General features: G+C 72.5%; 24 protein-coding genes. 13 read left to right on the top strand and 11 right to left on the bottom strand.

From position 1 onward, the window contains the following. The first annotated feature begins 126 nt into the window (after positions 1–126). Positions 127–1260 carry a methyltransferase gene (locus M878_RS86625; RefSeq protein WP_023552823.1) on the top strand — a complete coding sequence of 378 codons (1134 nt, stop codon included), beginning with the start codon at positions 127–129 and terminating at the stop codon, positions 1258–1260. 193 nt (positions 1261–1453) lie between these two features. Here the strand turns inward: M878_RS86625 and M878_RS86620 are convergent, their stop codons facing one another. After that, positions 1454–2311 carry a class II fructose-bisphosphate aldolase gene (locus M878_RS86620; protein WP_023552822.1) on the bottom strand — a complete coding sequence of 286 codons (858 nt, stop codon included), beginning with the start codon at positions 2309–2311 and terminating at the stop codon, positions 1454–1456. 25 nt (positions 2312–2336) lie between these two features. Further along, positions 2337–3218, bottom strand: coding sequence for an SIS domain-containing protein (locus M878_RS86615; protein WP_023552821.1), 882 nt, complete (start codon positions 3216–3218; stop codon positions 2337–2339). Between the two features lie 167 nt (positions 3219–3385). On the opposite strand from M878_RS86615, the gene M878_RS86610 reads away from it, so the two are divergent. Beyond that, positions 3386–4165: a DeoR/GlpR family DNA-binding transcription regulator gene (locus tag M878_RS86610; protein WP_023552820.1), complete on the top strand. Its 780-nt coding sequence runs from the start codon at positions 3386–3388 to the stop codon at positions 4163–4165. Positions 4166–4222: 57 nt separating this feature from the next. Here M878_RS86610 and M878_RS86605 read toward each other — a convergent pair whose 3' ends face one another. After that, positions 4223–4618, bottom strand: coding sequence for a luciferase domain-containing protein (locus M878_RS86605; protein WP_023552819.1), 396 nt, complete (start codon positions 4616–4618; stop codon positions 4223–4225). 376 nt (positions 4619–4994) lie between these two features. Here M878_RS86605 and M878_RS86600 point away from each other — a divergent pair, with 376 nt between their 5' ends. Continuing rightward, positions 4995–6173: an MFS transporter gene (locus M878_RS86600; protein ID WP_023552818.1), complete on the top strand. Its 1179-nt coding sequence runs from the start codon at positions 4995–4997 to the stop codon at positions 6171–6173. A 50-nt stretch (positions 6174–6223) separates the two neighbouring features. Beyond that, positions 6224–6958 carry a maleylpyruvate isomerase family mycothiol-dependent enzyme gene (locus M878_RS86595; RefSeq protein ID WP_023552817.1) on the top strand — a complete coding sequence of 245 codons (735 nt, stop codon included), beginning with the start codon at positions 6224–6226 and terminating at the stop codon, positions 6956–6958. A gap of 39 nt (positions 6959–6997) precedes the next feature. Here the strand turns inward: M878_RS86595 and M878_RS86590 are convergent, their stop codons facing one another. After that, positions 6998–7396, bottom strand: a complete 399-nt coding sequence (locus tag M878_RS86590) for a MarR family winged helix-turn-helix transcriptional regulator (protein WP_023552816.1) — start codon at positions 7394–7396, stop codon at positions 6998–7000. Positions 7397–7481: 85 nt separating this feature from the next. Between M878_RS86590 and M878_RS86585 the strand changes: the two genes are divergently transcribed. Further along, positions 7482–8972 (top strand): MFS transporter, encoded by a 1491-nt coding sequence (locus M878_RS86585; RefSeq protein ID WP_023552815.1) that lies wholly within the window; start codon positions 7482–7484, stop codon positions 8970–8972. Between the two features lie 71 nt (positions 8973–9043). Beyond that, the gene (locus tag M878_RS86580) at positions 9044–9328 is read left to right on the top strand and encodes a DUF6332 family protein (protein WP_031226901.1); all 285 of its coding nucleotides are present in this window, start codon (positions 9044–9046) and stop codon (positions 9326–9328) included. On the opposite strand, the gene M878_RS86575 is transcribed toward M878_RS86580, so the two are convergent. From M878_RS86575 to M878_RS86565, 3 genes are all read right to left on the bottom strand, one after another. Continuing rightward, a complete protein-coding gene (locus M878_RS86575) occupies positions 9289–9954 on the bottom strand; it encodes a response regulator transcription factor (RefSeq protein ID WP_023552813.1) in 666 nt (221 codons plus the stop codon). The two genes, M878_RS86580 and M878_RS86575, sit on opposite strands and share 40 nt — an antisense overlap. After that, positions 9951–11174 (bottom strand): sensor histidine kinase, encoded by a 1224-nt coding sequence (locus M878_RS86570; protein ID WP_106962896.1) that lies wholly within the window; start codon positions 11172–11174, stop codon positions 9951–9953. The genes M878_RS86575 and M878_RS86570 overlap by 4 nt, the downstream gene beginning before the upstream one ends. 116 nt (positions 11175–11290) lie before the next feature. After that, complete coding sequence (locus M878_RS86565; protein ID WP_023552811.1) at positions 11291–11977, bottom strand: TetR/AcrR family transcriptional regulator; 687 nt, start codon at positions 11975–11977, stop codon at positions 11291–11293. 125 nt (positions 11978–12102) lie between these two features. Between M878_RS86565 and M878_RS86560 the strand changes: the two genes are divergently transcribed. After that, entirely contained in the window at positions 12103–12564 is a 462-nt protein-coding gene (locus M878_RS86560) for a nitroreductase family deazaflavin-dependent oxidoreductase (RefSeq protein WP_031226897.1), read from the top strand. Between the two features lie 20 nt (positions 12565–12584). On the opposite strand, the gene M878_RS86555 is transcribed toward M878_RS86560, so the two are convergent. Next, entirely contained in the window at positions 12585–13826 is a 1242-nt protein-coding gene (locus M878_RS86555) for a geranylgeranyl reductase family protein (RefSeq protein WP_023552809.1), read from the bottom strand. Between the two features lie 131 nt (positions 13827–13957). Here M878_RS86555 and M878_RS86550 point away from each other — a divergent pair, with 131 nt between their 5' ends. Together M878_RS86550 and M878_RS86545 are read left to right on the top strand one after the other, a co-directional pair. After that, on the top strand, positions 13958–15313 hold the full coding sequence (locus tag M878_RS86550) for a dipeptidase (protein ID WP_023552808.1): 1356 nt from the start codon (positions 13958–13960) through the stop codon (positions 15311–15313). Positions 15314–15615: 302 nt separating this feature from the next. Beyond that, a complete protein-coding gene (locus tag M878_RS86545; protein WP_023552807.1) occupies positions 15616–16320 on the top strand; it encodes an MBL fold metallo-hydrolase in 705 nt (234 codons plus the stop codon). 163 nt (positions 16321–16483) lie between these two features. Here M878_RS86545 and M878_RS86540 read toward each other — a convergent pair whose 3' ends face one another. Further along, the gene (locus tag M878_RS86540; RefSeq protein ID WP_023552806.1) at positions 16484–17527 is read right to left on the bottom strand and encodes an NUDIX hydrolase; all 1044 of its coding nucleotides are present in this window, start codon (positions 17525–17527) and stop codon (positions 16484–16486) included. Positions 17528–17670: 143 nt separating this feature from the next. After that, entirely contained in the window at positions 17671–17877 is a 207-nt protein-coding gene (locus M878_RS86535) for a hypothetical protein (RefSeq protein WP_023552805.1), read from the bottom strand. A gap of 544 nt (positions 17878–18421) precedes the next feature. Here M878_RS86535 and M878_RS86530 point away from each other — a divergent pair. The 3 genes from M878_RS86530 (at position 18422) to M878_RS86520 (ending at position 21891) form a co-directional block, all read left to right on the top strand. Beyond that, positions 18422–18775, top strand: coding sequence for a hypothetical protein (locus M878_RS86530; RefSeq protein WP_023552804.1), 354 nt, complete (start codon positions 18422–18424; stop codon positions 18773–18775). Then, positions 18772–19572, top strand: coding sequence for a maleylpyruvate isomerase family mycothiol-dependent enzyme (locus M878_RS86525; RefSeq protein ID WP_023552803.1), 801 nt, complete (start codon positions 18772–18774; stop codon positions 19570–19572). Before M878_RS86530 ends, M878_RS86525 begins: the two co-directional genes overlap by 4 nt. Before the next feature lie 261 nt (positions 19573–19833). Further along, the gene (locus tag M878_RS86520; RefSeq protein ID WP_031226894.1) at positions 19834–21891 is read left to right on the top strand and encodes an NPCBM/NEW2 domain-containing protein; all 2058 of its coding nucleotides are present in this window, start codon (positions 19834–19836) and stop codon (positions 21889–21891) included. A gap of 149 nt (positions 21892–22040) precedes the next feature. Here the strand turns inward: M878_RS86520 and M878_RS86515 are convergent, their stop codons facing one another. Then, entirely contained in the window at positions 22041–22991 is a 951-nt protein-coding gene (locus M878_RS86515; RefSeq protein WP_023552801.1) for an ROK family protein, read from the bottom strand. Between the two features lie 227 nt (positions 22992–23218). Here M878_RS86515 and M878_RS86510 point away from each other — a divergent pair, with 227 nt between their 5' ends. Next, positions 23219–24268, top strand: coding sequence for a LacI family DNA-binding transcriptional regulator (locus M878_RS86510; protein WP_023552800.1), 1050 nt, complete (start codon positions 23219–23221; stop codon positions 24266–24268). The last annotated feature ends 4 nt before the right edge of the window (positions 24269–24272 follow it).

Raw genomic sequence — 24272 nt, 5'->3', positions numbered from 1 at the left:
CCGGCGCGACCTCCGCGCGCTCCCGGGGAAACAGCTCCGCGTCCATACGCTCCATCGTGCCGCATGCCCGCGCCACCATCCCTGAGCTGCGGCTCCGCTAGCCTGGGAGGCACGATGAGCGACCGTATGACGACACCGTGGGGCGAGGCCGAGCTGTCCCGCTTCCCCGAGGATCCGCGCGACCGGCTGCGTGCCTGGGACGCCTCCGACGCGTACCTGCTGCGCCATCTGGCCGAGGAGGGCGTGCCGCTCACGGGTTCGGTCGTGGTGGTCGGGGACCGCTGGGGCGCGCTGGTCACGGCACTCGCGGAGCACCGGCCGACGCAGATCACCGACTCCTTCCTGAGCCAGGAGGCGACGCGGGCGAATCTGGCGCGGGCCGGCGTCGAGCCCGGTGCCGTGCGGCTGCTGACCACCCAGGATCCGCCGCCGGAGCGGGTGGACGTGCTGCTGGTGCGGGTGCCGAAGAGCCTGGCGCTGCTGGAGGACCAGCTGCTGAGGCTGGCGCCCGCCGTGCACGCGGGCACGCTGATCGTCGGCACCGGGATGGTGAAGGAGATCCACACCTCCACGCTGCAGCTGTTCGAGCGGATCCTCGGCCCGACCCGCACCTCGCTGGCGCGGCAGAAGGCCCGGCTCATCTTCTGCACCCCGGACCCGGCGCTGGAGCGGCCGGCGAACCCGTGGCCGTACAGCTACGCGCTCCCGGACGGGACCGGGGCGGTCTCCGGGCGAACGGTCGTCAACCACGCGGGCGTCTTCTGCGCCGACCGCCTCGACATCGGCACCCGGTTCTTCCTGCGCCACCTGCCCGGGCCGGGCGCGGACCGTGTGGTGGACCTCGGGTGCGGCAACGGCGTCGTGGGTACGGCGGTGGCGCTGGCGGATCCGTCGGCCGAGGTGCTGTTCGTGGACGAGTCCTTCCAGGCGGTGGCCTCGGCGGAGGCGACGTACAAGGCCAACGGGGTGCCCGGGCATGCCGAGTTCCGGGTCGGCGACGGGCTGGCCGGGGTCGCCCCCGGCAGCGTGGACCTGGTCCTGAACAACCCGCCGTTCCACTCCCACCAGGCGACGACGGACGCGACGGCCTGGCGGATGTTCACCGGCGCGAAGCGGGCGCTGCGGCCCGGCGGCGAGCTGTGGGTGATCGGCAACCGGCACCTGGGCTATCACGTGAAGCTGCGGCGGCTGTTCGGGAACAGTGAACTGGTCGCGAGCGACCCGAAGTTCGTGGTCCTGAGGGCCGTCAAGAAGGACTAGCGCCTGTCCGTCGGAACCTGTCGCAGACGCGGCGGACCGGCACGCCCATCTGCGCCGTCGGCGCCCGCCTCCGCGTTGCAACTGAACGCTCCCCCACGCTCCCATACGCTCGCGCGGGGGCACCCCCATCGCCCGCCCACCTGCGCTGATGGGGCGCCGCCGAGTTTCTCCGCCCTGATCCGCCGGACAGGCACTAAGCCGTCCCGGACAGCACCCCGATGATCCGTCGGACCTCCTGGGCCATCGCCTCCCGGCCCACGCTGAGGTACTTGCGCGAGTCGACGGCTTCCGGGTGGGCGGCGAGGAAGTTCCGGATCGCGCCGGTCATGGCCATGTTGAGAGCCGTGCCGACGTTGACCTTGGCGATGCCGCCGGCGACCGCCGCGACCAGTGCGTCGTCCGGCACACCGGAGGAGCCGTGCAGGACGAGCGGGACGGGCAGTGCGGCGGACAGGCGTTTGAGCAGGCCGTGGTCGAGGGTGGCGGTGCGGGTGGTCATCGCGTGCACGCTGCCGACGGCGACGGCGAGCGCGTCCACGCCGGTACCGGCCACGAAGTCGCGCGCCTGGTCCGGGTCGGTGCGGGCACCGGGCGCGTGGGCGTCCAGCGCGGCTCTGCCGTCCTTGCCGCCGATCTGGCCCAACTCGGCCTCGATCCACAGCCCTTGGGAGTGGGCCCAGTCGGCGGCGGCCCGGGTCGCGGTGAGGTTGTCGGCGTACGGCAGCCGGGCCGCGTCGTACATCACCGAGCTGAACCCGGCGTCGGGCGCCTGGCGCAGCAGGTGGTCGCTCTGCACATGGTCCAGGTGCAGAGCGACGGGTACGGTGGCGTGTTCGGCGGCGGCGACGGCCGCGCGGGCCAGCGGGAGCAGCCGACCGTAGCGGAACTTGACGGCGTTCTCGCTGACCTGGAGGACGACGGGCGCACCGGCCGACTCGGCGCCGGCGATGACGGCCTCGACGTGTTCCAGGGTGATGACGTTGAACGCGGCGACGGCGGATCTGGTGTCGGCGGCTGCGGTGACCAGCTCGCCGGTGGACGTGAGGGGCACGGGAGGTGTCCTTCCGGGGCGCGGGTCAGGGAGCCAGGATCACCGAGCGGGTGAGGTGGCGTGGCTGGTCGGGGTCGAGTCCGCGGGCGGCGGCGACGGCGACCGCGAGCCGCTGGACGCGGACGAGTTCGGCGAGCGGGTCGAGTCCGCCGTCGATCCAGGACCCGCCGGTCGCGCGCACCTGTTCGGCCAGGCCTTCGGGCGCCTCGCCCAGCATCCAGGTGGCCGTGCCCTCGGTGGTGACGCTGATCGGGCCGTGCCGGTACTCCATCGCCGGGTACGCCTCGGTCCAGGACAGCGAGGCCTCGCGCATCTTCAGCCCGGCCTCGTTGGCGAGCCCGACGGTCCAGCCGCGCCCGAGGAAGGTGAACTGGGTGCAGTCGACCAGCCCTTCGGGAAGAGAAGTGGAGAGGGCCGTGCGCGCGTCGGCGACGACGGAGTCGGTGTGCAGGCCGAGACAGGAGCGCAGGAGGGTGAGGGCGGTGGTGGCGAACCGGGTCTGGACGACGGAGCGTTCGTCGGCGAAGTCCAGCACCACGAGGTCGTCGGCGGCGGACATGACGGGTGTGTCGGGGTCTGCGGTGACGGCGGTGGTGCGGGTCCGTCCTTTCAGCTCCCCCAGCAGTTCCAGCACTTCGGTCGTCGTACCGGAGCGGGTGAGGGCGACGACCCGGTCGTATGCGCGTCCGTACGGGAACTCGGAGGCCGCGAACGCGTCGGTCTCGCCCTGGCCGGAGCCTTCCCGCAGACCGGCCACGGCCTGTGCCATGAAGTACGAAGTGCCGCACCCCACGATCGCGACCCGCTCCCCCGGCCCCGGCAGCGCGTCCTGGTGCCGCCCAGCCGCCTCGGCCGCCCGCATCCAGCACTCCGGCTGGCTGTTCAGCTCGTCCTCGACATGAGTCATGCTCACACCTTCCCCCTGATTGATTGTTCTTGCAAGATATAGCGAGCTTTCGAGCACAATCAAGCATTCGAGCGCAGACCGGGTGCGTTAGGGTCGCCGGGGAATGGGAGTGCGGTCGGCGAGCGACCGGGAAACGACCGCGCAACGGTCGGAGAGCGGAGGTGCGGATGTCCCGGGACGCCCGCTGGAAGGCGCTGCTGGAACTGCTCGTCGAGCGCGGCCGGCTGGAGGTCGAGGAGGCGGCGGCCGAGCTGGAGGTGTCGGCGGCGACGATCCGCCGGGACTTCGACCAGCTCGCCGAGCAGCAGATGCTGGTGCGCACCCGGGGCGGAGCGGTGGTGCACGGGGTGTCGTACGAACTCCCGCTGCGCTACAAGACGGCCCGGCGCGCCTCGGAGAAGCAGCGCATCGCCAAGGCGGTGGCCGAACTCGTCGCCCCCGGCGAGGCGGTGGGGCTGACCGGCGGTACGACCACCACGGAGGTGGCCCGTGCCCTGGCCGTGCGCGGCGACCTGTCCACCGGTTCGCCCGCGCTGACCGTCGTCACCAACGCGCTCAACATCGCCAACGAGCTGGCCGTACGGCCCCAGTTCAAGATCGTGGTGACGGGAGGGGTGGCGCGCCCGCAGTCGTACGAACTCATCGGTCCGCTCGCGGACGGGGTGCTCGGGCAGATCACGCTCGACGTGGCCGTGCTCGGCGTGGTCGCGTTCGACGTCACGCATGGCGCGGCCGCCCATGACGAGGCGGAGGCCGCGATCAACCGGCTGCTGTGCGAGCGCGCCGAGCGGGTGGTGGTCGCCGCGGACTCCAGCAAGCTGGGCCAGCGGGCGTTCGCCCGGATCTGCGGGGCGGAGCTGGTGGACACGCTCGTGACGGACACGGCGGTGGGGCAGGAGACGGTACGCCGCTTCGAGGAGGCGGGCGTCCGGGTCCTCGCGGTGTGAGGGGAGGCCGGCCCGGACAGGGTCGGCGTGCACCGGGTCCCGTGGCAGGCGCCCGGCTCAGATACGGCTGAGGTCGGTCTTCACGAACCCCGCGCCGCGCTGGTCGTTGCAGCCGGCCGGTGGCCTGTCGAGCGGGTCGGGCCAGGCCTGTTGGGCCTGCAGCGCCACGCTCACCAGGGTCAGCAGCAGGTCGACGTCGCTCGCGGCGTCGAGGCGGATGGTCACCCACTGCGAGCCGGGCACGACCCTGATCGCACCCGAGTCCTTGAAGTCCTTGGCGAACCGTCTGATCGCCCTGTCGGTCAACTGCAGATCGACATCGCGGTCCGAGTGGAAGTGGGCGATCTCGCCCTGGGCCGAACTCACCGCCTGTCCCAGGCCGCAGCTCGGGACCGCCTGACTCAGGTCGGGCCAGGTCGCCAGTTGCGCGAGCGCGCGCGAGGCCAACGTCATGGGCCCATCATGGACCGCTCACCCATCGGCAACCAGCTCGTGAACAAGCATTAACCAAGCCGTTTCCCGCCGCGGACCGGGCATGTGCGCCCCGGAACCACCCGAACAGGACCTGCGTCACGCCGCGTTGACGCCCTCGCCGTCCCGGACGCGTACAAGTCGGCGCAGGTCACGGCCACATCGGTCGCAAGGTGCGCACGCCGATCCCGGTCAATGGGCATCCGGAACCGGCCGATCGTACGGGCGAGGACCGATGTCGCCGATGCGGGTGACGGCGGAGAGCCGCCTCAGCCGGCCCCACTCCCTTGCCCCACCCCGCGTCCCCGCCTAGCCTGAGTTTGTGCCGCAAATAAACAAACTCCGATCGCACAGTGCCGTGCCGGATGCCGGCCGTGATCTGACCCGCCTCCGCCGCGCGCTCACCGCCTTCTTCGCCCTGGACGGCTTCATCTTCGCGGGCTGGGTGGTCCGGATCCCTGCCATCAAGGAGCAGACCGACGCCTCCGCCAGCGGTCTGGGGCTGGCCCTGCTCGGTGTCTCCGCCGGCGCCGTCGTCACCATGACCCTCATCGGGCGGCTCTGCCGACGCCACGGCAGCCATCCGGTCACGGTGGTGTGCGCGGTGGCGCTCTCCCTCAGCGTCAGCCTGCCCCCGCTGACCCACTCCGCGCCCGCCCTCGGCGCCGTACTCCTCGTCTTCGGCGCCGCCTACGGCGGTATCAACGTCGCGTTCAACAGCGCCGCCGTCGACCTGGTGGCCGCGTTGCGGCGGCCGATCATGCCCACGTTCCATGCCGCGTTCAGCCTCGGCGGCATGATCGGCGCCGGCCTCGGCGGGCTGGTCGCCGGTGCGCTCTCCCCCACCCGGCATCTGTTCGGCCTCACCCTGACCGGGCTGCTCGTCACGGCCGTCGCCGGACGCACCCTGCTGCGACAGGACCCGCCCCGGCCCGCCGCCCGGCCCGCGTCCTCGCCCACGCAGGCGTACCGCGGCGCACCGCGGCGGACCGGCGGCCGCGGGCTGGTCGCCGTCTTCGGGCTGATCGCACTGTGCACCGCCTACGGCGAGGGCGCCATGGCCGACTGGGGCGCGCTCCATCTCCAGCAGGACCTCGCGGCGTCGTCCGGCGTGGCGGCGGCCGGGTACTCGTGTTTCGCGCTGGCCATGACCGTGGGCCGGGCCACCGGCACGACCCTCCTGGAGCGGCTCGGCCGGACCCGTACGGTGATCGCCGGCGGCACCGTCGCGGCGGCGGGCATGCTGCTCGGCTCGCTGGCGCCCTCCGTGTGGGCCGCGCTGGCCGGCTTCGCCGTCACCGGGCTCGGGCTCGCCAACCTCTTCCCGGTCGCCGTGGAGCGCGCGGGCTCACTGACGGGTCCGTCCGGTGTGGCCGTCGCCTCGACGCTGGGCTACGGCGGCATGCTCCTCGGACCGCCCGCGATCGGGTTCATGGCCGACTGGTTCTCCCTGCCGGCCGCACTCACCAGCGTGGCGGCGCTGGCCGGCGTCGCCGCGGTCATCGGGGTGGCCACACGGCGGACGATGGGCAGTTGACCCGGAAAAGGCACACCTTCGTCCGCACTCCATCCGGCAGACTCACCCCCATGAACACTGCCGACTTCCTTCAGACCCTGGACCGCGAGGGCCGGCTGCTCGCGGCGGCCGCCGAAGCCGCGGGGACCGACGCCAAGGTGCCCACCTGCCCGGAGTGGCAGGTGCGGGACCTGCTGCGGCACCTCGGGGCGGTGCACCGCTGGGCCGCCGGTTTCGTCGCCGACGGGCTCACCGCGCCGCGCCCCCCGGACGACGCGCCGGACCTGAACGGCGCCGAGCTGGTGGGCTGGTACCGGGACAGTCACCGCCTGCTGGTCGACACCCTGGCCGCCGCGCCCGCCGACGTGGAGTGCTGGGCCTTCCTTCCGTCACCCAGCCCTCTGGCGTTCTGGGCCCGCCGGCAGGCACACGAGACGACCGTCCACCGCTACGACGCGGAGGCGGCACGGGGCGGCACGGCATCCCCGGTCGCGCCGGACTTCGCGGTGGACGGCATCGACGAACTGCTGCGCGGTTTCCATGCCCGCTCCAGGAGCCGCCTGCGTACGGAGGAGCCGCGGGTGCTGCGGGTGAGGGCGCTGAACGCGGGGGCGGACGCGGTGTGGACCGTACGGCTCACGGCCGAGCCGCCGGTGACCGTACGGGAGGAGGGCGGGGAGGCCGAGGCCGAACTGTCCGGCCCCGCCGAGGAGTTGTATCTCGCCCTGTGGAACCGAAGGCCCGTGCCGAGCGTGTCCGGTGACCACTCCCTCGCCGTGCTGTGGCGGGAGAAGGGCGGCATCTGACACAGCGTCAGTCGGCTGCCCGGCCGGCCGACCAGCCGGTCAGTCGGCGTCGGCCAGCATCCGGGCCAGCACCGCGCGCTGCACGGGCCGCACCTCGGCGTGCAGCGCGCGCCCCTTCGCTGTGAGCGCCACCCGCACCCCGCGCCGGTCCTCGGCGCACATGGCGCGCTCAACCAGGCCGTCCTTCTCCAGGCGGCCGATCAGCCGGGACAGCGCGCTCTGGCTGAGGTGGACGCGCTCGGAGATCTCCTGCACACGGGAGGCACAGCCGCCGTCCGCCGCCGCGCCCTCGGCGAGCAGGTCGAGGACCTCGAAGTCGCTGGCGCACAAGCCGTGTCCGTGCAGCTCACGGTCAAGCTCGCACTGGGTGCGGGCATGCAGCGCGAGGATGTCCCGCCACTGCTCCACGAGCGCCTGCTCGGCCCTGTTCGACGCCATGGGCGCACCGTAGCAGACAAGCAAGATTATTGCATCGGAATTAAATGCATTTGCATGTGATGCATACGCATGTAATCTCGTCGGCATGACCTCTCCGCTCAACCCCTCCGCGACCCCGTCCCCGGCGGTTCGCTGGACCCCCCGGCTGTGGGGCACCCTGCTGGTGCTCTGCGCGGCGATGTTCCTGGACGCGCTGGACGTGTCGATGGTCGGCGTCGCGCTTCCGTCCATCGGCTCGGACCTGCACCTGTCCACGTCGACGCTGCAATGGATCGTCAGCGGCTACATCCTGGGCTACGGCGGCCTGCTCCTCCTCGGCGGCCGCACCGCCGACCTGCTCGGCCGGCGTCAGGTGTTCCTCGTCGCCCTCGGCGTCTTCGCGCTCGCCTCACTGCTCGGCGGGCTCGTGGACTCGGGTCCGCTGCTGATCGCCAGCCGATTCATCAAGGGCCTGAGCGCGGCCTTCACGGCACCGGCCGGCCTGTCGATCATCACCACGACGTTCCCGGAGGGCCCGCTGCGCAACCGGGCGCTCTCCATCTACACGACCTGCGCCGCCACCGGCTTCTCCATGGGCCTGGTGCTCTCGGGCCTGCTCACCGAGGCCAGCTGGCGCTTCACCATGCTGCTGCCCGCGCCGATCGCGCTGGCCGCGCTCCTCGCCGGCCTGCGGCTGCTGCCGCGCAGCGCCCGCGAGGAGAACCACAACGGCTACGACATCCCCGGCGCCGTCCTCGGTACCGCCTCGATGCTGCTGCTGGTCTTCACCGTCGTCCAGGCCCCCGAGGCCGGCTGGGCCTCGGCCCGCACCCTGCTGTCCTTCGTCGCCGTCGCGGTGCTGCTGAGCGCGTTCGTCCTCATCGAGCGGCGCTCGCCGAGCCCGCTGATCCGGCTGGGCGTACTGCGCTCGGGCAGCCAGGTCCGCGCCCAGTTCGGCGCGATCGCCTTCTTCGGCTCGTACGTCGGCTTCCAGTTCCTGACGACGCTGTACATGCAGTCCCTGCTCGGCTGGTCGGCGCTGCACACGGCGCTCGCGTTCCTGCCGGCGGGCGCGCTGGTGGCGGTGTCCTCCACCAAGGTCGGCGCGATCGTCGACCGGTTCGGCACACCCCGGCTGATCGCGACCGGCTTCGCCTTGATGGTCCTCGGGTACGCGCTGTTCCTGCGCGTCGATCTCGACCCCGGGTACGCGGCCGTGATCCTGCCGTCCATGCTGCTGATCGGCGCGGCCTGCGCGCTGGTCTTCCCGTCGCTCAACATCCAGGCCACCAACGGGGTCGAGGACCACGAGCAGGGCATGGTCTCCGGGCTGCTCAACACCTCGGTGCAGGTGGGCGGCGCGATCTTCCTGGCGGTGGTCACGGCCGTGGTGACGGCCGGCGCTCCCGCGCACGCCACCCCGCAGGCCGTGCTCGACAGCTACCGGCCGGGCTTCATGGTCGTCACGGCCATCGCGGCGGCCGGCCTGCTGATCACCCTCACCGGCCTGCGCAGCCGTCGAGCCCAGCCGTCCGTAGTCGTCGCCGGGTCCACCGTGAGGGAGGCGGAAGCGGAGCGCGTGGCGGTCCGCGACTAGGGGGAAGCCTCCGAGTGCGCGCCCGGCGGGGCTGGTTGCTCCGCCGGGCGCGCCTCTGTGAAGCTGGGGGAATGTACGCATACGGGGGACGCCGTACCAAAGCTCAACAGGACGCGGCGACGGTGGAGATCGGTTATGCGCTGGTGAGCGCGGCCTTCGCGGCGGCGGTGCTGTTCGGAGCCGTGGCCGGGCCCGCGCTCCTCTTCGATCTGCCGCATCTGCTGTCCGAGACCCTGCTGCGGCTCGGCATGGCGGTGGCGCCGATGGTGTTCGTGGCCCGGGTGGTCAGTGTCCTGGTGCGCTTCCGGCAGGCTGCTCAGCCCAGCCATCCGGGTCGTACCAACCCCGACTCGTAGGCGAGCACGACGAGTTGGGCGCGGTCCCGTGCGCCCAGCTTCACCATCGTGCGGCTCACATGGGTCTTGGCCGTGAGCGGGCTGACCACCAGCCGGCGGGCGATCTCCTCATTGGACAGGCCGATGCCGACCAGCGCCATCACCTCCCGCTCCCGCTCGGTGAGCCGGCCGAGGGCATCCGCCGCCGCGGGTTCCTTGGAGCGGGCCGCGAACTCGGCGATCAGCCGACGGGTGACGCCCGGCGACAGCAGCGCGTCACCCTGGACCACCGCCCGTACCGCGCGCAGGAGTTCGTCCGGCTCGGTGTCCTTGACCAGGAAGCCGGAGGCGCCGGAGCGGATAGCCTCGAAGACGTACTCGTCCAGCTCGAAGGTGGTGAGCATGACCACCTTCACGTCCTGCAGCTCCGCCTCGCCGGTGATGCGCCGGGTCGCGGCGAGCCCGTCCAGCAGGGGCATGCGGATGTCCATCAGGACGACGTCCGGCCGCAGTTCGCGCACCAGGCGCACTGCCTGAGCACCGTCGGCCGCCTCCCCGGCCACCTCGATGTCCGGCTGTGCGTCGAGCAACGCCCTGAAACCGGCCCGCACCAACGACTGGTCGTCGGCGAGCAGTACCCGGATCACTGGTCCTCCCTGAGGTGCGACGGCAGTACGGCGAGCACCCGGAAACCGCCGTCGGGGCGCGGGCCCGCCTCGATGGTGCCACCGAGCGCGGCCGCCCGCTCCCGCATGCCGGCCAGCCCGTTCCCGCTGCCCCCGGCATCGGCACCGGTGGCCGGCCCGTCGTCGTCGATGCACAGCCGCAGCGCGTCGCCGTCATGGGCGAACCGCACGCGCGCGTGCCGCGATCCGGAATGCCGTACGACGTTGGTCAGGGCCTCCTGCACGATGCGGAAGGCGGCGAGGTCGGCACCGGGCGGCAACCGCGGTGGCTCGCCCTCGATCCGCACGGTCAGCCCGGCCGCGGCCGCCTGCTCCACCAGCTCCGGCAGCCTGTCCAGGCCGGGGGCGGGGGCGCGCGGTGCGGCGCCGGAGGTGCGCAGGGTGTCGAGGACCTGGCGTACTTCCCCGAGCGCCTCCTTGCTGGCGGCCTTGATGGTGGTGAGCGCGGCCCGCGCCTGCTCGGGATCGCTGTCGAGCAGCGCGAGCCCCATGCCGGCCTGGACGTTGATGACGGAGATGCTGTGCGCGAGGACGTCGTGCAACTCGCGGGCGATCCGCAGCCGTTCCTCGTCCGCGCGGCGCCGCGCCGCCTGTGCCCGGTCGGCGCGCTCGCGCGCCCACTGTTCGCGCCGTATCCGGGCCAGTTCGGACAGGGCGACGATGGCCAGCACCCAGGTGGCGACGACGATCTCCTGGGTGAGGCTCGCGCCCTTGTCCCCCGATGGCGGCAGCCAGCGGTAGAGCCAGAGGGTGATCAGGGCGTGCCCGGCCCACAGCAGGCCGACGGAGGCCCAGGCGGCCCGCCGGTGCCCGGCGACGACGGCGCTGAAGCAGCCGACGGCGACGGTCAGGAGGACCGGCCCGTAGGGGTAGCCCGCGGCCAGGTAGCCGAGGGTCACCGTGGCGGTGCCGAAGGCCACGGCCACCGGGTACCGGTGCCGCCACAGCAGCAGGACCGAGGCGATGAGCAGCAGCACGCGCGCGTACGGGTCGAGCGGCACGCGCAGGGGCTGGCTGTGCGCCGCGAAGTTGGTGCCGATCAGGACGAACGCGGTGAGCAGCACGGTCGAGCGCCAGGGCCAGCGGCGGGCGAGGGGCGGCTCGGCCCCGTCGTCGTCCGGGGCGCCGCGCCACACAGGCCCGTACCGCCACCGGTGCGAGGGGGCGCGCTGCTCTTCCATGACCGCCACGCTAGACGCCGGCGCCACGGGAGGGCGTCAGCCGGACGAGGTGATCACTCGTACTCCCCGGGAAGTACGACGCCCAGGAGGGACCGAGTGCACCGTGTGCCCCTGGCCTACCGCAGGCCCACGCTGTGCGCCAGCCTCGTGACCGCGTGGCGGAAGAACGTCTCCCGGTCCTCCACCACGTTGTTGAACTGGCCGAACAGCTCGAAGCCCACCAGCCCGAACAGCTGCGCCCAGGCCGCCACCAGCGCCACGGCGGCCTCGGGACGCAGCTCGGGGGCGAACGCTGCGACCATGTGCTCGCCCTCGGGCCGGAGTGCGGCGGGCAGGGGCAGTTCGGCGAGGCCGGGGCCCTCGTGGGCGTCGCGGACGATGCCGATGAGGACGAGTCCGACCCGGGCCGCGGCCCTGATCGTGGTCTCGGGGGCGGAGTAGCCGGGCACGGGTGAGCCGTAGATCAGGGCGTACTCGTGGGGATGCGCGAGCGCCCAGCCGCGCGCCGCCTCGCACACGGCCGTCCAGCGGTCCACGGGAGCGGCCCCGGAAACGGCGTCGCGGGCCTTCTCCGCGGCCTCGCCGAGGGAGTCGTAGGCATCGATGATCAGGGCGGTCAGCAGCTCGTCGCGGCTGGGGAAATAGCGGTACAGGGCCGAGGAGACCATGCCCAGCTCACGGGCGACGGCCCGCAGCGAGAGCTTCGCCGCGCCTTCCTCCGCCAGCTGTCTGCGGGCCGCTTCCTTGATGGCGGCGGTGACTTCGATCCTGGCCCGTGCACGGGCGCCCTGTGGGGTGCTCATACCGGCAGTCTGCCACGCGGGAGAGCGGTGCACACAAAAGAGAGCACTGCTCTTGCATTCTCGCGCCGGCCTGCCCACACTGGAGTCAAGCGAGAGCACCGCTCTCCCAAAGTGTGGGGGTCCCCATGTCGTCGTCTTCGTCTTCGCCGTACTACCTCAAGGGCAGCCCGATGAACGACCGGATGAACAGCGTCATCGGCTGGCTCGCCCGGCACGGCCTCAGCCTCGCGGGCAGCGCGGAGTTGTCCGTGGCGGGCCGCAAGAGCGGGCAGATGCAGCGCATCCCGGTCAACCCGCACACCTACGACGGCGGGCAGTACCTGGTCTCGGCGCGCGGCCACTCGCAGTGGGTGCGGAACATGCGCGCGGCCTGCGGCGGCGAACTGCGCGTCGGCCGCAAGGTGCGCACCTTCACCGCGGTGGAGCTTCCCGACGCGGAGAAGCTCCCGGTCCTGCGGGCCTATCTGGAGAAGTGGGGCTGGCAGGTCAACCAGTTCTTCAACGGGGTGACCGCCCAGTCCACCGACGAGGAGATCATCGCCTGCGCCGGCGACCACCCGGTCTTCCGGATCACCGTCACGGACTGAACCGTGTGGGACGGGAACGGTCAAGAACTGACGGGTTCCTCCGCCGGGACGGCCTGCCCCCGGTCCAGCGCGGTCAGGGCACGCTGGGCGATCGGGTGGACGCGGACGATCTCGCCCAGCGAGGTCGAGCCCTGCGTGATGTCCCGGAACGCCTTCCATGCCGGGCGGAAGCCGGTGAGGGCCGCGTGGAAGAGGCCGGGACGCTTCTCGAACACGGTCAGCAGGCGCTTGCCGACGCTCATCTCGACACCGAGCCCGGCCTTGATCGCGAACGCGTAGTTCAGGGCCTGGCGCCGGGTGTCGACCGCGTCGTGCGCCTCGGCGATACGGACCGCCCACTCCCCCGCGAGCCGGCCCGAGCGCAGCGCGAAGGAGATGCCCTCACGCGTCCACGGCTCCAGCAGCCCGGCCGCGTCACCGCAGACCAGCACCCGGCCCCGGGACAGCGGGGAGTCATCCGCGCGGCAGCGGGTCAGATGGCCGGAGGAGATGGCGGGCTCGAAGCCGGACAGGCCGAGGCGGGCGATGAAGTCCTCCAAGTACCGCTTGGTGGCGGCGCCTTCACCGCGCGCGGAGATCACGCCGACCGTCAGCGTGTCGCCCTTCGGGAACACCCAGCCGTAACTGCCCGGCATCGGGCCCCAGTCGATGAGGACCCGCCCCTTCCAGTCCTCGGCGACCGACTCCGGGACCGGGATCTCCGCCTCCAGACCGAGGTCCACCTGGGCCGGCTTCACACCGACATGTGCCCCTATGCGGCTGGCGCTGCCGTCGGCACCGACGACCGCGCGTGCCAGCACCGTCTCGCCGCCGTGCAGGACGACGGCCACCGTGCGCCGGTCGGGGACCGCCGAGCCGTGCTGCTCGACCCGCTGGACCGTGACGCCCGTACGCAGCTCGGCGCCCGCCTTCTGGGCGTGCTCGACCAGCTGCTGGTCGAACTCGGGCCGGTTGATCAGCCCGAACAGCATCTGCTTGGAGCGGCGGGTGCGGGTGAAGCGGCCGTTGTGCGTGAAGGTGACCGCGTGCACCCGGTCGCGGAAGGGCAGCTCGAAACCGGGGGGCAGCGCGTCGCGCGAGGGGCCGATGATGCCACCGCCGCAGGTCTTGTAGCGGGGCAACTCGGCTTTCTCCAGCAACAGCACACGCCGTCCCGCGACCGCGGCCGCATAGGCGGCCGAGGCCCCCGCGGGTCCCGCGCCCACCACGACGACGTCCCACACCCGCTGCACGTCGTCCGCCGAAGAGTTCTCGCCGCTCACGATGGTCTACTGCTCCGATCCAGCCGCTGCCGTAGTGTCCCTCGCATCCTACGGCGGCCGTCGTCGCAGGCCACTGTGGGAGTATCGGGGGTATCACCCCGTACAACGTCGCACCCACGAGGAGCGTGCCCATGTCGTCGAATCCGGTCGCCGAGACCGTCGCCTCGCTGCTGCCACGGGCCAAGGCGGAGCTGGCCGAACTGGTCGCCTTCAAGTCGGTGGCGGACTTCGCGCAGTTCCCGAAGAGCGAGAGCGAGGCCGCCGCGCGCTGGATCGCCGACGCCCTGCGCGCCGAGGGTTTCGCCGACGTGGCGCTGCTGGACACCCCGGACGGCACCCAGTCCGTCTACGGCTACCTGCCGGGCCCCGAGGGGGCGAGGACGGTTCTCCTCTATGCGCACTACGACGTGCAGCCGCCGCTGGACGAGGCCCGCTGGACCACCCCGCCGTTCGAGCTGACCGAGCGCGACGGCCGCTGGTACGGCCGCGGGAGTGCCGACTGCAAGGGCGGCGTCCTCATGCACCTGCTCGCGCTGCGCGCCCTGAAGGCGAACGGCGGCGTCCCGGTGCATGTCAAGGTGATCGTCGAGGGCTCGGAGGAGCAGGGCACGGGCGGCCTGGAGCGGTACGCCGAGGAGCACCCGGAGCTGCTGGCCGCGGACACCATCGTGATCGGCGACGCGGGCAACTTCCGGGTCGGCCTGCCCACGGTCACCACCACGCTGCGCGGCATGACCCTGGTCCGGGTGGCCGTCGACACGCTCGCGGGCAATCTGCACTCCGGCCAGTTCGGCGGCGCCGCCCCGGACGCGCTGGCCGCGCTGATCCGCGTGCTGGACTCGCTGCGCGCCGAGGACGGTTCGACCACGGTCGACGGTCTCGACGCGACGGCGGCGTGGGACGGCCTGGAGTACACCGAGGAGCAGTTCCGTACGGACGCCAGGGTGCTGGACGGCGTGGAACTGATCGGTGGCGGCTCGGTCGCCGACCGGATCTGGGCCCGCCCGGCAATCACCGTGCTCGGCATCGACTGCCCGCCGGTCATCGGCGCCACCCCGTCCGTGCAGTCGAGCGCCCGCGCCCTGATCAGCCTGCGGGTGCCGCCGGGCGTGGACGCCGCGGAGGCGACCAAGCTGCTCCAGGCGCATGTCGAGACGCACGCCCCCTGGGGTGCCCGGGTCACCACCGAGCAGATCGGCCAGGGCCAGCCCTTCCGCGCCGACCCCTCCAGCCCTGCGTACCAGGCGATGGCCGACGCGATGGCGGTCGCCTACCCCGGCGAGACCATGCAGTACGCCGGCCAGGGCGGCTCCATCCCGCTGTGCAACACCCTCGCCGGCCTCTACCCGCAGGCCGAGATCCTGCTCATCGGCCTGAGCGAGCCGGAGGCGCAGATCCACGCGGTCGACGAGAGCGTGTCCCCCGAGGAGCTGGAGCGGCTGTCGGTCGCCGAGGCGCTGTTCCTGCGCAACTACGCGGCGGGCTAGGCCCTGTCGTCACCTTCGCGCCGTCGTCCGCCCGGAGGGCGGGCCCGGCGGCGGCGACGGGGGTCCCCCGCGGTGGGGATCTCCCGCGTGCGAAGCCGAGCGTAGGGGAAGCGTGCGATCGGCAACGCGGCTGGGGGTGTCCCCTCTGGGGAGTGCGTGTCGTGCCATACGCCGCCGGACCAGGGGCACCTCCCACGTCCTTAGGGCAGTGGGGGAGGGAAGGGGGCGACAGGGCCTCACGCCCTTCTGCCGACGGCAGAGCGCCCTCGCCCACAGGTGGGGGCGCTGCCTACGGTCGGGGCATGGACGTCATCGAACTGCTCCCCCGTCTGCACCTCCTCCGTTTCCCGGTGGGCCAGGCCTATCTCTGGCGCGACGACGACGCGTTGACGCTGATCGACGCGGGCACGATCGGCGCCGGTCGCGCGATCGCCGACGCGGTCACGGGCCTGGGGTACGCGCCCGGGGACGTACAGCGGATCGTGCTGACCCACTTCCACGAGGACCACGTGGGCGGCGCGGGCGAGTTCGCAGCGCTCAGCGGTGCCGAGGTGCTGGCGCACGACCTGGACGCGCCGTTCGTCCGTGGTGAACTCCCCGGCCCGCCCCCGCGGTTCGAGGAGTGGGAGCTGCCACTCCACGCGGCGGCGGCCCGGCATCTGCCCGCGGGCACACCAGTGCCGCCAGCCGCGGTCACCGCCGTGTCCGACGGCGATGTCCTGGACTTCGGCGGCGGCGCCCGGGTCGTCCATGTACCCGGGCACACGGACGGCAGCATCGCCCTGTTCCTGCCCGCGCAGGGCGTGCTGTTCACCGGGGACACGGTGGCGGCCTCACCGGTCGACGGCACGGTGATCCCGGGCGTCTTCAACCTCGACCGACCCCAACTCCTGGCCTCGCTCGGTCGGTTGGCCGAGCTGGACGCGGACGTGGCGTGCTTCGGCCACGGAGACGCGGTGGCAGGGGGCGCGGCCGCCGCACTGCGCAAGGCGGCGAGCGCTCGCTGAGCACGGGGGACGTGTTCCGGCCACGGCCGGCCTCCGTACGCCGGACGACTCGGCCGAGCAGGCGGCACGGCCTTCAGCCACCGTCGGCTCGCGCGCGCCGGGCGACTCGGCCGAGCGAAGGACACGGTCTCCAGCCACCGCCGAAGGGTGCGTCCCGGACGGATCAGCCGACCGGTACCCCGGCCTCCAGGTACAGGGCGGTTCCCCGCTCGCGGGCCCGCAGGGCCCAGCGCAGGCGCTCGTAGCGGACCGGAGGCAGCATGCCGGCTGCCTCCTGTTCGGTGGCGAAGCGCCAGGCACGCAGTTCCGGGCCGGGCAGCAGGACCCGGGACGCCTCGCCGGACTCCAGCCTGCCGCCGTCGAACAGCAGCCGCAGCCCGCCGAAGCCGGGCGGCACCGGCCGTTCCCAGTCGACGACGAGCAGACGGGGCACGTCTCTCAGCCGTATTCCGGTCTCCTCGGCGACCTCGCGCATCCCGGCGCGGGCCGGTGCCTCGCCGCGCTCCACCACACCGCCGGGGAACTCCCAGCCGGGCTTGTAGGTCGGGTCCACGAGCAGCACCCGGTCGTGCTCGTCGAAGAGCAGCACCCCGGCGGCGAGGGTCTCGGCGGTCGGCTCGGGGGTCTGCACGATGTCGCAGGGCGGTACGGCACCGCTGCCGACGGCGTCGGCGATGCGGACGGCGGTGGCGTACGGCGTGAGGGCGCTGGTGTCCACGAGATGGGCGTCGGCGGTGAGCCAGGAGGCGAGGGCGGCGTGGTAGGGCTCGATGTGGTCGTAGGCCCACTGCCGCTGCCGTATCTCGCCGTCGGGCAGGTCCGGCGGGATCTCCCGCCCGGCTATCCGCTCGCGCAGGATCGTTTCAGCCGGAGCGAGCAGCAGATGGTGCACCGGGATCCTGCGGGCGGCGAGGCCGCCGAAGATCTCGTCGCGGTACTCCTGACGGAGCAGGGTCATGGGCACCACGAGGCTCCCGCCCAGCTCGGCGAGGAGCGCGGCCGCCGTGTCGACCACGAGCCGGCGCCAGATCGGCAGGTCCTGGAAGTCGCCGACCTCGGCGAGGCGCTTGGCCGGCAGCAGATGCGTGAGCTCTCCGCCGATGACCTCGGGGTCGAAGAGCGTGCTGTTCGGGATCAGTTCGATCAGTTCCCGTGCGGTGGTGGTCTTCCCCGCACCGAACGCGCCGTTGATCCAGACGACGGTCACGGACTCCCCCTCTTCTGTTGGCCCCCTGAGGCTTGCCCGCTCCACCCTGCCACGGAAACCCCGCCCCGGTGAGGGCGCCGAAAGGGCGGTGCCGGTGCCCTCTGCGGCGGGGACACCGGCACCTGCGCCGCGAGCCGTCGGAGCTACTTCTCCCTGGTGCCGGTGTCGTCGAAGCCGAAGCTGTCCAGGGTGACCGGGTGGCCGCCGGTCGAGTCGAGCGTGTCCGAGACATTGAAGTCACCCAGGGTCATCCCGGTGGGGCCCTTGTCCGCCGCGTGGGAGGGGGTGACGGCGGCCACGACGAATCCGGTGGCCAGGGTGGCGATGGCGAGCATGCTGCGCTTCTTCATGGGCTGACCAACTGCGGATCCGGCCAGGGGTCACGCGGATACCGGCAAGCGGACGACGCGGGCCATCGCGTCCCGGTGGGAGGTCGCATGGAGACGTCCGACGGTCATATCCACGTCGGGGCGCAGGGCGACGCTGCGGCCGTGCGCAACGTCCTCGCCGCCACGTTCGGCCTCGTCGGCACCCTCACCCTCTCAGCCGAGGCGGGCCCGGGCCGCGGGCTGCGAGCTGCGGGTGCCCCGCGCCTTCGTCTCGCGGCACCCCGAGCGCGTCACGTGCCTGCCGTGCCGCGAGCACGCCCGCGACCAGCACCAGCGGCTCGCCGGCCAACTCGACCACCTGGCCGGCCCGGACCGGACCGCTCGCCGATCGTGCCCGGGTGGAGCGGGCGGCCGCCCATCACCGCGTGCCGGCACGGCGGTTCACGGCACCGTGAGGGGACCGGCCGTGCCGTAATCGGCTGGCACGCGCCCGCACGGCGCCGGTATCGTCCGGCATCCCGCCCTGCCCTCGTGTGAGGCAGGCCCCGACCAGAAATGCGCCGCCATGACCAGCCCGCCCCTGACCACGACCCTCTGGCGCCCCACCGGACCCGAGGAACTGGAGCTGGTGCGCGCTCTCGGCTGGCGGGCCTGGCCGCCCCGGCTCCCGGAGCAGCCGATCTTCTACCCGGTCCTCAACGAGGACTACGCGATCCGGATCGCCCGAGACTGGAACGTCCGGTACGACGGCGCCGGCTTCGTGACCCGCTTCGAGGTCGACACCGAGTTCCTCGACCGCTGTCCGGTACGGCAGGCCGGCGGCGAGACGATCCTGGAACTGTGGGTGCCGGCCGAGGAGTTGGAGGAGTTCAACGCCCATATCGCCGGCCGTATCGAGGTCGTACGGGAGTTCCGGTGAACGGGCCCACGGCCTTCGGCGCCCCGGACGATCGCGCCGTAGATGTTCCCCCCGCAGACGATCGCATCGAGGACGTCGTGCGCTCGGGCGACCGGCTGGTCCGGGCCGCGGCCGGGCTGTCCGACGCCGGACTGCGCGCTCCGTCGGAGCTGCCCGGCTGGACGCGCGGCCATGTGCTCGCCCACGTCGCCCACAGCGTCGATGCCTATGTGTGGCTGCTGCGGCTCGCGCACACCGGCCGGGAACCGGGCCCGCACGCGGACGCGGTGACGCTGTCCGCGGCGGTCGAGCGGGATGCGGCGCTGCCCGCGGACCGGCTCGTGGACAGGCTGCGGGAGAGCCTGGACCGGTTCGCGGCGCGGTCGCGTACGACGCCCGCCCCCGTCTGGGACCGCCTGGTCCCGGCGCTGGCCGGCTGGCTCCACCCGGCCCGGTACCTGCTGCTGCGCTGCCTGCGGGAACTGGAGACCCATCACCTCGACCTGGGCCTCGGACACGGCACCGACCAGTGGCCGAACACGTATGTCGCCTGGGCGCTGGACGACACCCTCGTCACGCTGCGCGCCCAGGGGTTTCCGCTCGCCTCGGTGGAGGCGGTGGATCTCGGCCGGCGCTGGCCGGTGGCGGCCCAGGGCCCCTCGGTCGCCGGGGCCGGGCACCAGGTGCTCGGCTGGCTCAGCGGACGGACTCCGGCCGACGCGCTGACGACCGGCCGTCCGGCACACCTCCTGCCCCGCCCGCCCGCATGGCCCCAGCCTCCGCTGCCCGGCTGGGGACGCGTCGACGACGGGGCGTGAGCCGGGAAACCGACGCGCCCGAAGCCCGGGAAGCCGACGCGCCCGAAGCCCGGGAAGCCAACACATCCGAACGCTCGATCACACCTGCGGACGAAATCTCTGGCCCATCAAGGCATCTGACGGGATATCGAACAGTCTGGACGCGCCTCTTCCAACACAGTCCGACACGTCCTACCGTAAACGCGCACAGCCGACACACAGATGACGCCCAGGCGGCGCCATGTCGTCATTCACCGTTCGCGAGTCGGAGGAACGTCAACGATGCGTCACCCTCACACGCGCACAACCCGCCGAAGAGTGGTCGAAGCCTTCACCGCGGGACTGCTGTGCGCGGCGGGCCTCGCCACCCCCGCGCACGCCTTCCCCGCGCACGCGGCCCCCGCCCAGACCCCGGCAGCCTCCGCTGTCCCCGCCCTGGCCGACGGTCTCGCCCTCACCCCGCCGATGGGCTTCAACAACTGGAACTCGACGCACTGCGGTGCCGACTTCAACGAGACCATGGTCAAGGGAATCGCCGACCTCTTCGTGACCAAGGGCCTGAAGGAGGCCGGCTACCAGTACGTCAACCTGGACGACTGCTGGGCACTGCCACACCGCGACGCCGACGGCAAGCTGGTACCCGACCCGGCCCGCTTCCCGAACGGCATCAAGGCCGTCGCCGACTACGTCCACTCCAAGGGACTCAAACTCGGCATCTACACCAGCGCCGGCACCAAGACCTGCAACAGCGCGGGCTTCCCGGGCGCGCTCGGTCACGAGTACAGCGACGCCCAGCAGTTCGCCGACTGGGGCGTGGACTACTTGAAATACGACAACTGCAATAACCAGGGCGTCGACGCCAAGCAGCGCTACACGACCATGCGCGACGCGCTCAAGGCCGCCTCTCGGAAAACAGGCCGGCCCATCGTGTACAGCATCTGCGAATGGGGCGAGAACAAGCCCTGGGAGTGGGCGGCGGACGTCGGTCATCTGTGGCGCACCACCGGTGACATCAGCGACAACTGGGGCTCGATGCTGTCGATCCTCAAGCAGAACCTCCCGCTCGCGCCGTACGCCGGACCCGGCCGCTGGAACGACCCCGACATGCTGGAGGTCGGCAACGGCGGCATGACGGACACCGAGTACCGCTCGCACTTCTCCCTCTGGTCGGTCATGGCGGCGCCCCTGCTCATCGGCACCGACCTGCGCAAGGCCTCCCAGGTGACCTTCGGCATCCTGGACAACAAGGAGGTCATCGCCGTCGACCAGGACCCGCTGGGCAAGCAGGGCACGGTCGTCTCCGCCACCGGCGGACGCTGGGTGATCGCCAAGGAGATGAAGGACGGCAGCCGGGCGGTCGCCCTGTTCAACGAGTCCGGCGCCGCCCAGCGGATCGCCACCAGCGCGGCCGCCGTAGGCCTGCCCGACGCCCCCGCCTACACCCTGCGCGACCTGTGGCAGCACCGCAGCTACAACACCGCGGGCACCGTCGCGGCCACCGTCCCGGCCCATGGCACGGTCCTGCTGCGCATCTCGGCCGACCCGCACTGGGCGGCCAACCCGCCCGCCACCGAACTGGGCCTGGACGGCAGCCCGTTGCTGGAGGCCGCCGCCCCGACGCCGCTGACCAGCACCGTCACCGACCTCGGCCGCACCCCCGCGCGCGGGGTGTCCGTGTCCCTGACCGGCCCCGAGGGGTGGACCGTACGGCCCGCATCAGGGACCACGGCCACCGGCCTCGCCACCGGCAGGAGCCTGCGCACCGCCTGGAGCGTCACCGCCCCGGCGGGAACACCCACCGGCTCCTACGGCCTCACGCTCCAGGCGCATTACCGCTCACCCGCCGGACAGCGCGTCACCAGCACGCTCCCGCTGACCGCGTCGGTCGTGGTACGGCCGCCCGCCGGGACGTCGTATCTCAGCGACCTGAACTGGCTGTCGGCGACGAGTGGTTGGGGGCCGGTGGAACGCGACACCAGCAACGGGGAGAGCGCGGCGGGCGACGGCCACCCGATCACCATCGGCGGCACGGTGTACGCCAAGGGCCTCGGAGTCCACGCACCCAGCGACATCTCCTTCTACACCGGCAAGTCCTGCCGGAAGGTCACCGCGGACGTCGGCGTCGACGACGAGAAGGGCACCAAGGGCACCGTCGCCTTCGAGATCTGGGCGGACGGCACCAAGGTCGCCTCGACCGGGGTCCTGACCAACGCGATGCCGGCCCAGCCGGTCTCCGCCGACGTCACCGGCGCCCAGGTGATCCGCCTGGTCGTCACCGACGGCGGGGACGGGAACGACTCCGACCATGCGGACTGGGCGAACGCCACGCTGACCTGCTGACGGCGCCCACCCAACAGGGCGGTCGGACCGTACGCGGCTGCGGGTGCGGGTGCGTGGGGGCTGTTCACGCAGTTCCCCGCGCCCCTTGGGAACTGCAGTGCCGTCGCTTTCAAAGCGCCGCCGCCGCTGCGCCCCAGCACCCTCCTGGCTCAGACCCCCGCCTTCGCGTCCGGCCTCCGGGCCAGCGCAGCGGCTGCCGCGCCGACCAGCCCCGCGTCCGTACCCATCTGTGCGGGCACGACCGTCAGCCGCTGGACGAAGGACAGCGTCGCGTAGTCGGTGAGCGCCTTGCGCAGGGGCGTGAAGAGGATGTCGCCCGCCTTGCCCACGCCCCCGCCGATCACCGCGATGTCGATCTCGACCAGGGTCGCGGTGGCCGCGATCCCGGCGGCCAGCGCCTGGGCCGCCCGCGCGAAGGAGGCCACCGCGACCGGGTCGCCCTCGCGGGCGGCGGCGGCCACCGCGGCGGCCGAGGTGTCACCGTCAGGGCCGGGACGCCAGCCCTGTTCCAGGGCGCGGCGGGCGATGTTCGGCCCGCTCGCGATCCGCTCCACGCAGCCGCGCGAACCGCACGGGCACGGGTCGCCGTCGAGGTCGACGCTGATGTGCCCGATGTGCCCGGCGTTGCCGGTCGGACCGGGGTGCAGTCGGCCGTTCAGGACCAGGCCGCCACCCACACCGGTCGACACCACCATGCACAGCGCGTTGTCGTGGCCGCGGGCGGCTCCCTGCCAGTGCTCGGCGGCCGTGATCGCGACACCGTCGCCGATCAGCTCGACCGGAAGCCCGCCGGTGGTCGCGCGCACCCGCTCGACCAGCGGGAAGTCGCGCCAGCCCGGCACGTTCACGGGGCTCACGGTGCCCGCGGAGGCGTCCACCGGGCCGGCGCTGCCGATGCCGATGGCGCCGGCGTGTCCCCACAGCGGTGACCCGGCGAGCTCGCCGAGGACCTCCTCGACGGCGCGCATGACCGTTTCCCCGTCCTGCTGCGCGGGCGTGCCGCGCTGGGCCCGCGTCAGGATCCGTCCGTCGTCGTCCACCAGCGCGCCGGCGATCTTGGTACCGCCGATGTCCAGGGCCGCCACGAGGTCGGTGTGCATCAGAGTGAAATCTCCCCGTTGAAGCTTGAAAACCAAAGAAGGGGCAGGCCGGTCAAGCGTTGGGGGCGCAGGCCGACAGACAGCGGTGGACAGTCTCTCGCGCATCTGACAACGTTGTCCAGGCTCTATGCTCGACGCCACATCCTCATACAATCCACGAGTCGGCGCACCACCCCGCACGCACCGATTCCGCGGACCAGACGGACGACAGGACAGGACACCGCATCGTGCCCGAGACGACCCGCCGCGCAGACAGCCTTCCCGGCACCCGTTACGGCAACCGCCCGACGATGAAGGATGTGGCGGCGCGGGCCGGTGTCGGGCTGAAGACGGTCTCCCGGGTGGTCAACGGCGAGCCCGGCGTCACCCCGGACACCGAGCGCCGGGTGCAGGAGGCGATCGACGCGCTGGGCTTCCGCCGCAACGACAGCGCCCGGGTGCTGCGCAAGGGCCGTACGGCGAGCATCGGCCTGGTCCTGGAGGACCTCGCCGACCCCTTCTACGGCCCGCTCAGCCGCGCCGTGGAGGAGGTGGCCCGGGCCCATGGCGCCCTGCTCATCAACGGCTCCAGCGCCGAGGACCCGGAGCGCGAGCAGGAGCTGGCGCTGGCCTTGTGCGCCCGCCGGGTGGACGGTCTGGTGGTGATCCCGGCCGGGGACGACCATCGCTATCTCGAACCGGAGATCAGGGCCGGGGTGGCGACCGTCTTCGTTGACCGTCCGGCCGGGCGGATCGACGCCGACGTGGTGCTGTCGGACAACTTCGGCGGGGCCCGGAACGGCGTCGCCCATCTGATCGCGCACGGCCACCGCCGGATCGGGTTCATCGGCGACATGCCCCGTATCCACACCGCCGCCGAGCGGCTACGCGGCTACCGGGCGGCCATGGAGGACGCCGGGATACCGGTCGAGGACGCCTGGATGTCCCTCGGGCAGACGAATCCGGAGCGGGTGCGCAGGGCGGCGGAGGAGATGCTCTCGGGGCCCGAGCCCGTCACCGCGGTCTTCACGGGCAACAACCGGGTGACGGTCACCGTGATCCGGGTGCTGGCCGAGCGGTCCCGCCGCGTCGCGCTCGTCGGCTTCGACGACTTCGAGCTGGCCGATCTGCTCCAGCCGGGCGTCACGGTCGTCGCCCAGGACGCGGCCGCCCTCGGCCGTACCGCCGCCGAGCGCCTGTTCCGTCAGCTGGACGGCGGGCTCGTGACACCGGAGCGCATCGAACTGCCCACCCGGCTGATCACGCGCGGCTCGGGCGAGCTGCCGCCGGCCGACTGAGCCG

This window comes from Streptomyces roseochromogenus subsp. oscitans DS 12.976 (assembly GCF_000497445.1).
Classification (GTDB): domain Bacteria; phylum Actinomycetota; class Actinomycetes; order Streptomycetales; family Streptomycetaceae; genus Streptomyces; species Streptomyces oscitans.
Note: the sequence above shows the minus strand (reverse complement) of the source record. Positions and strands in the feature narration are given on the sequence as shown.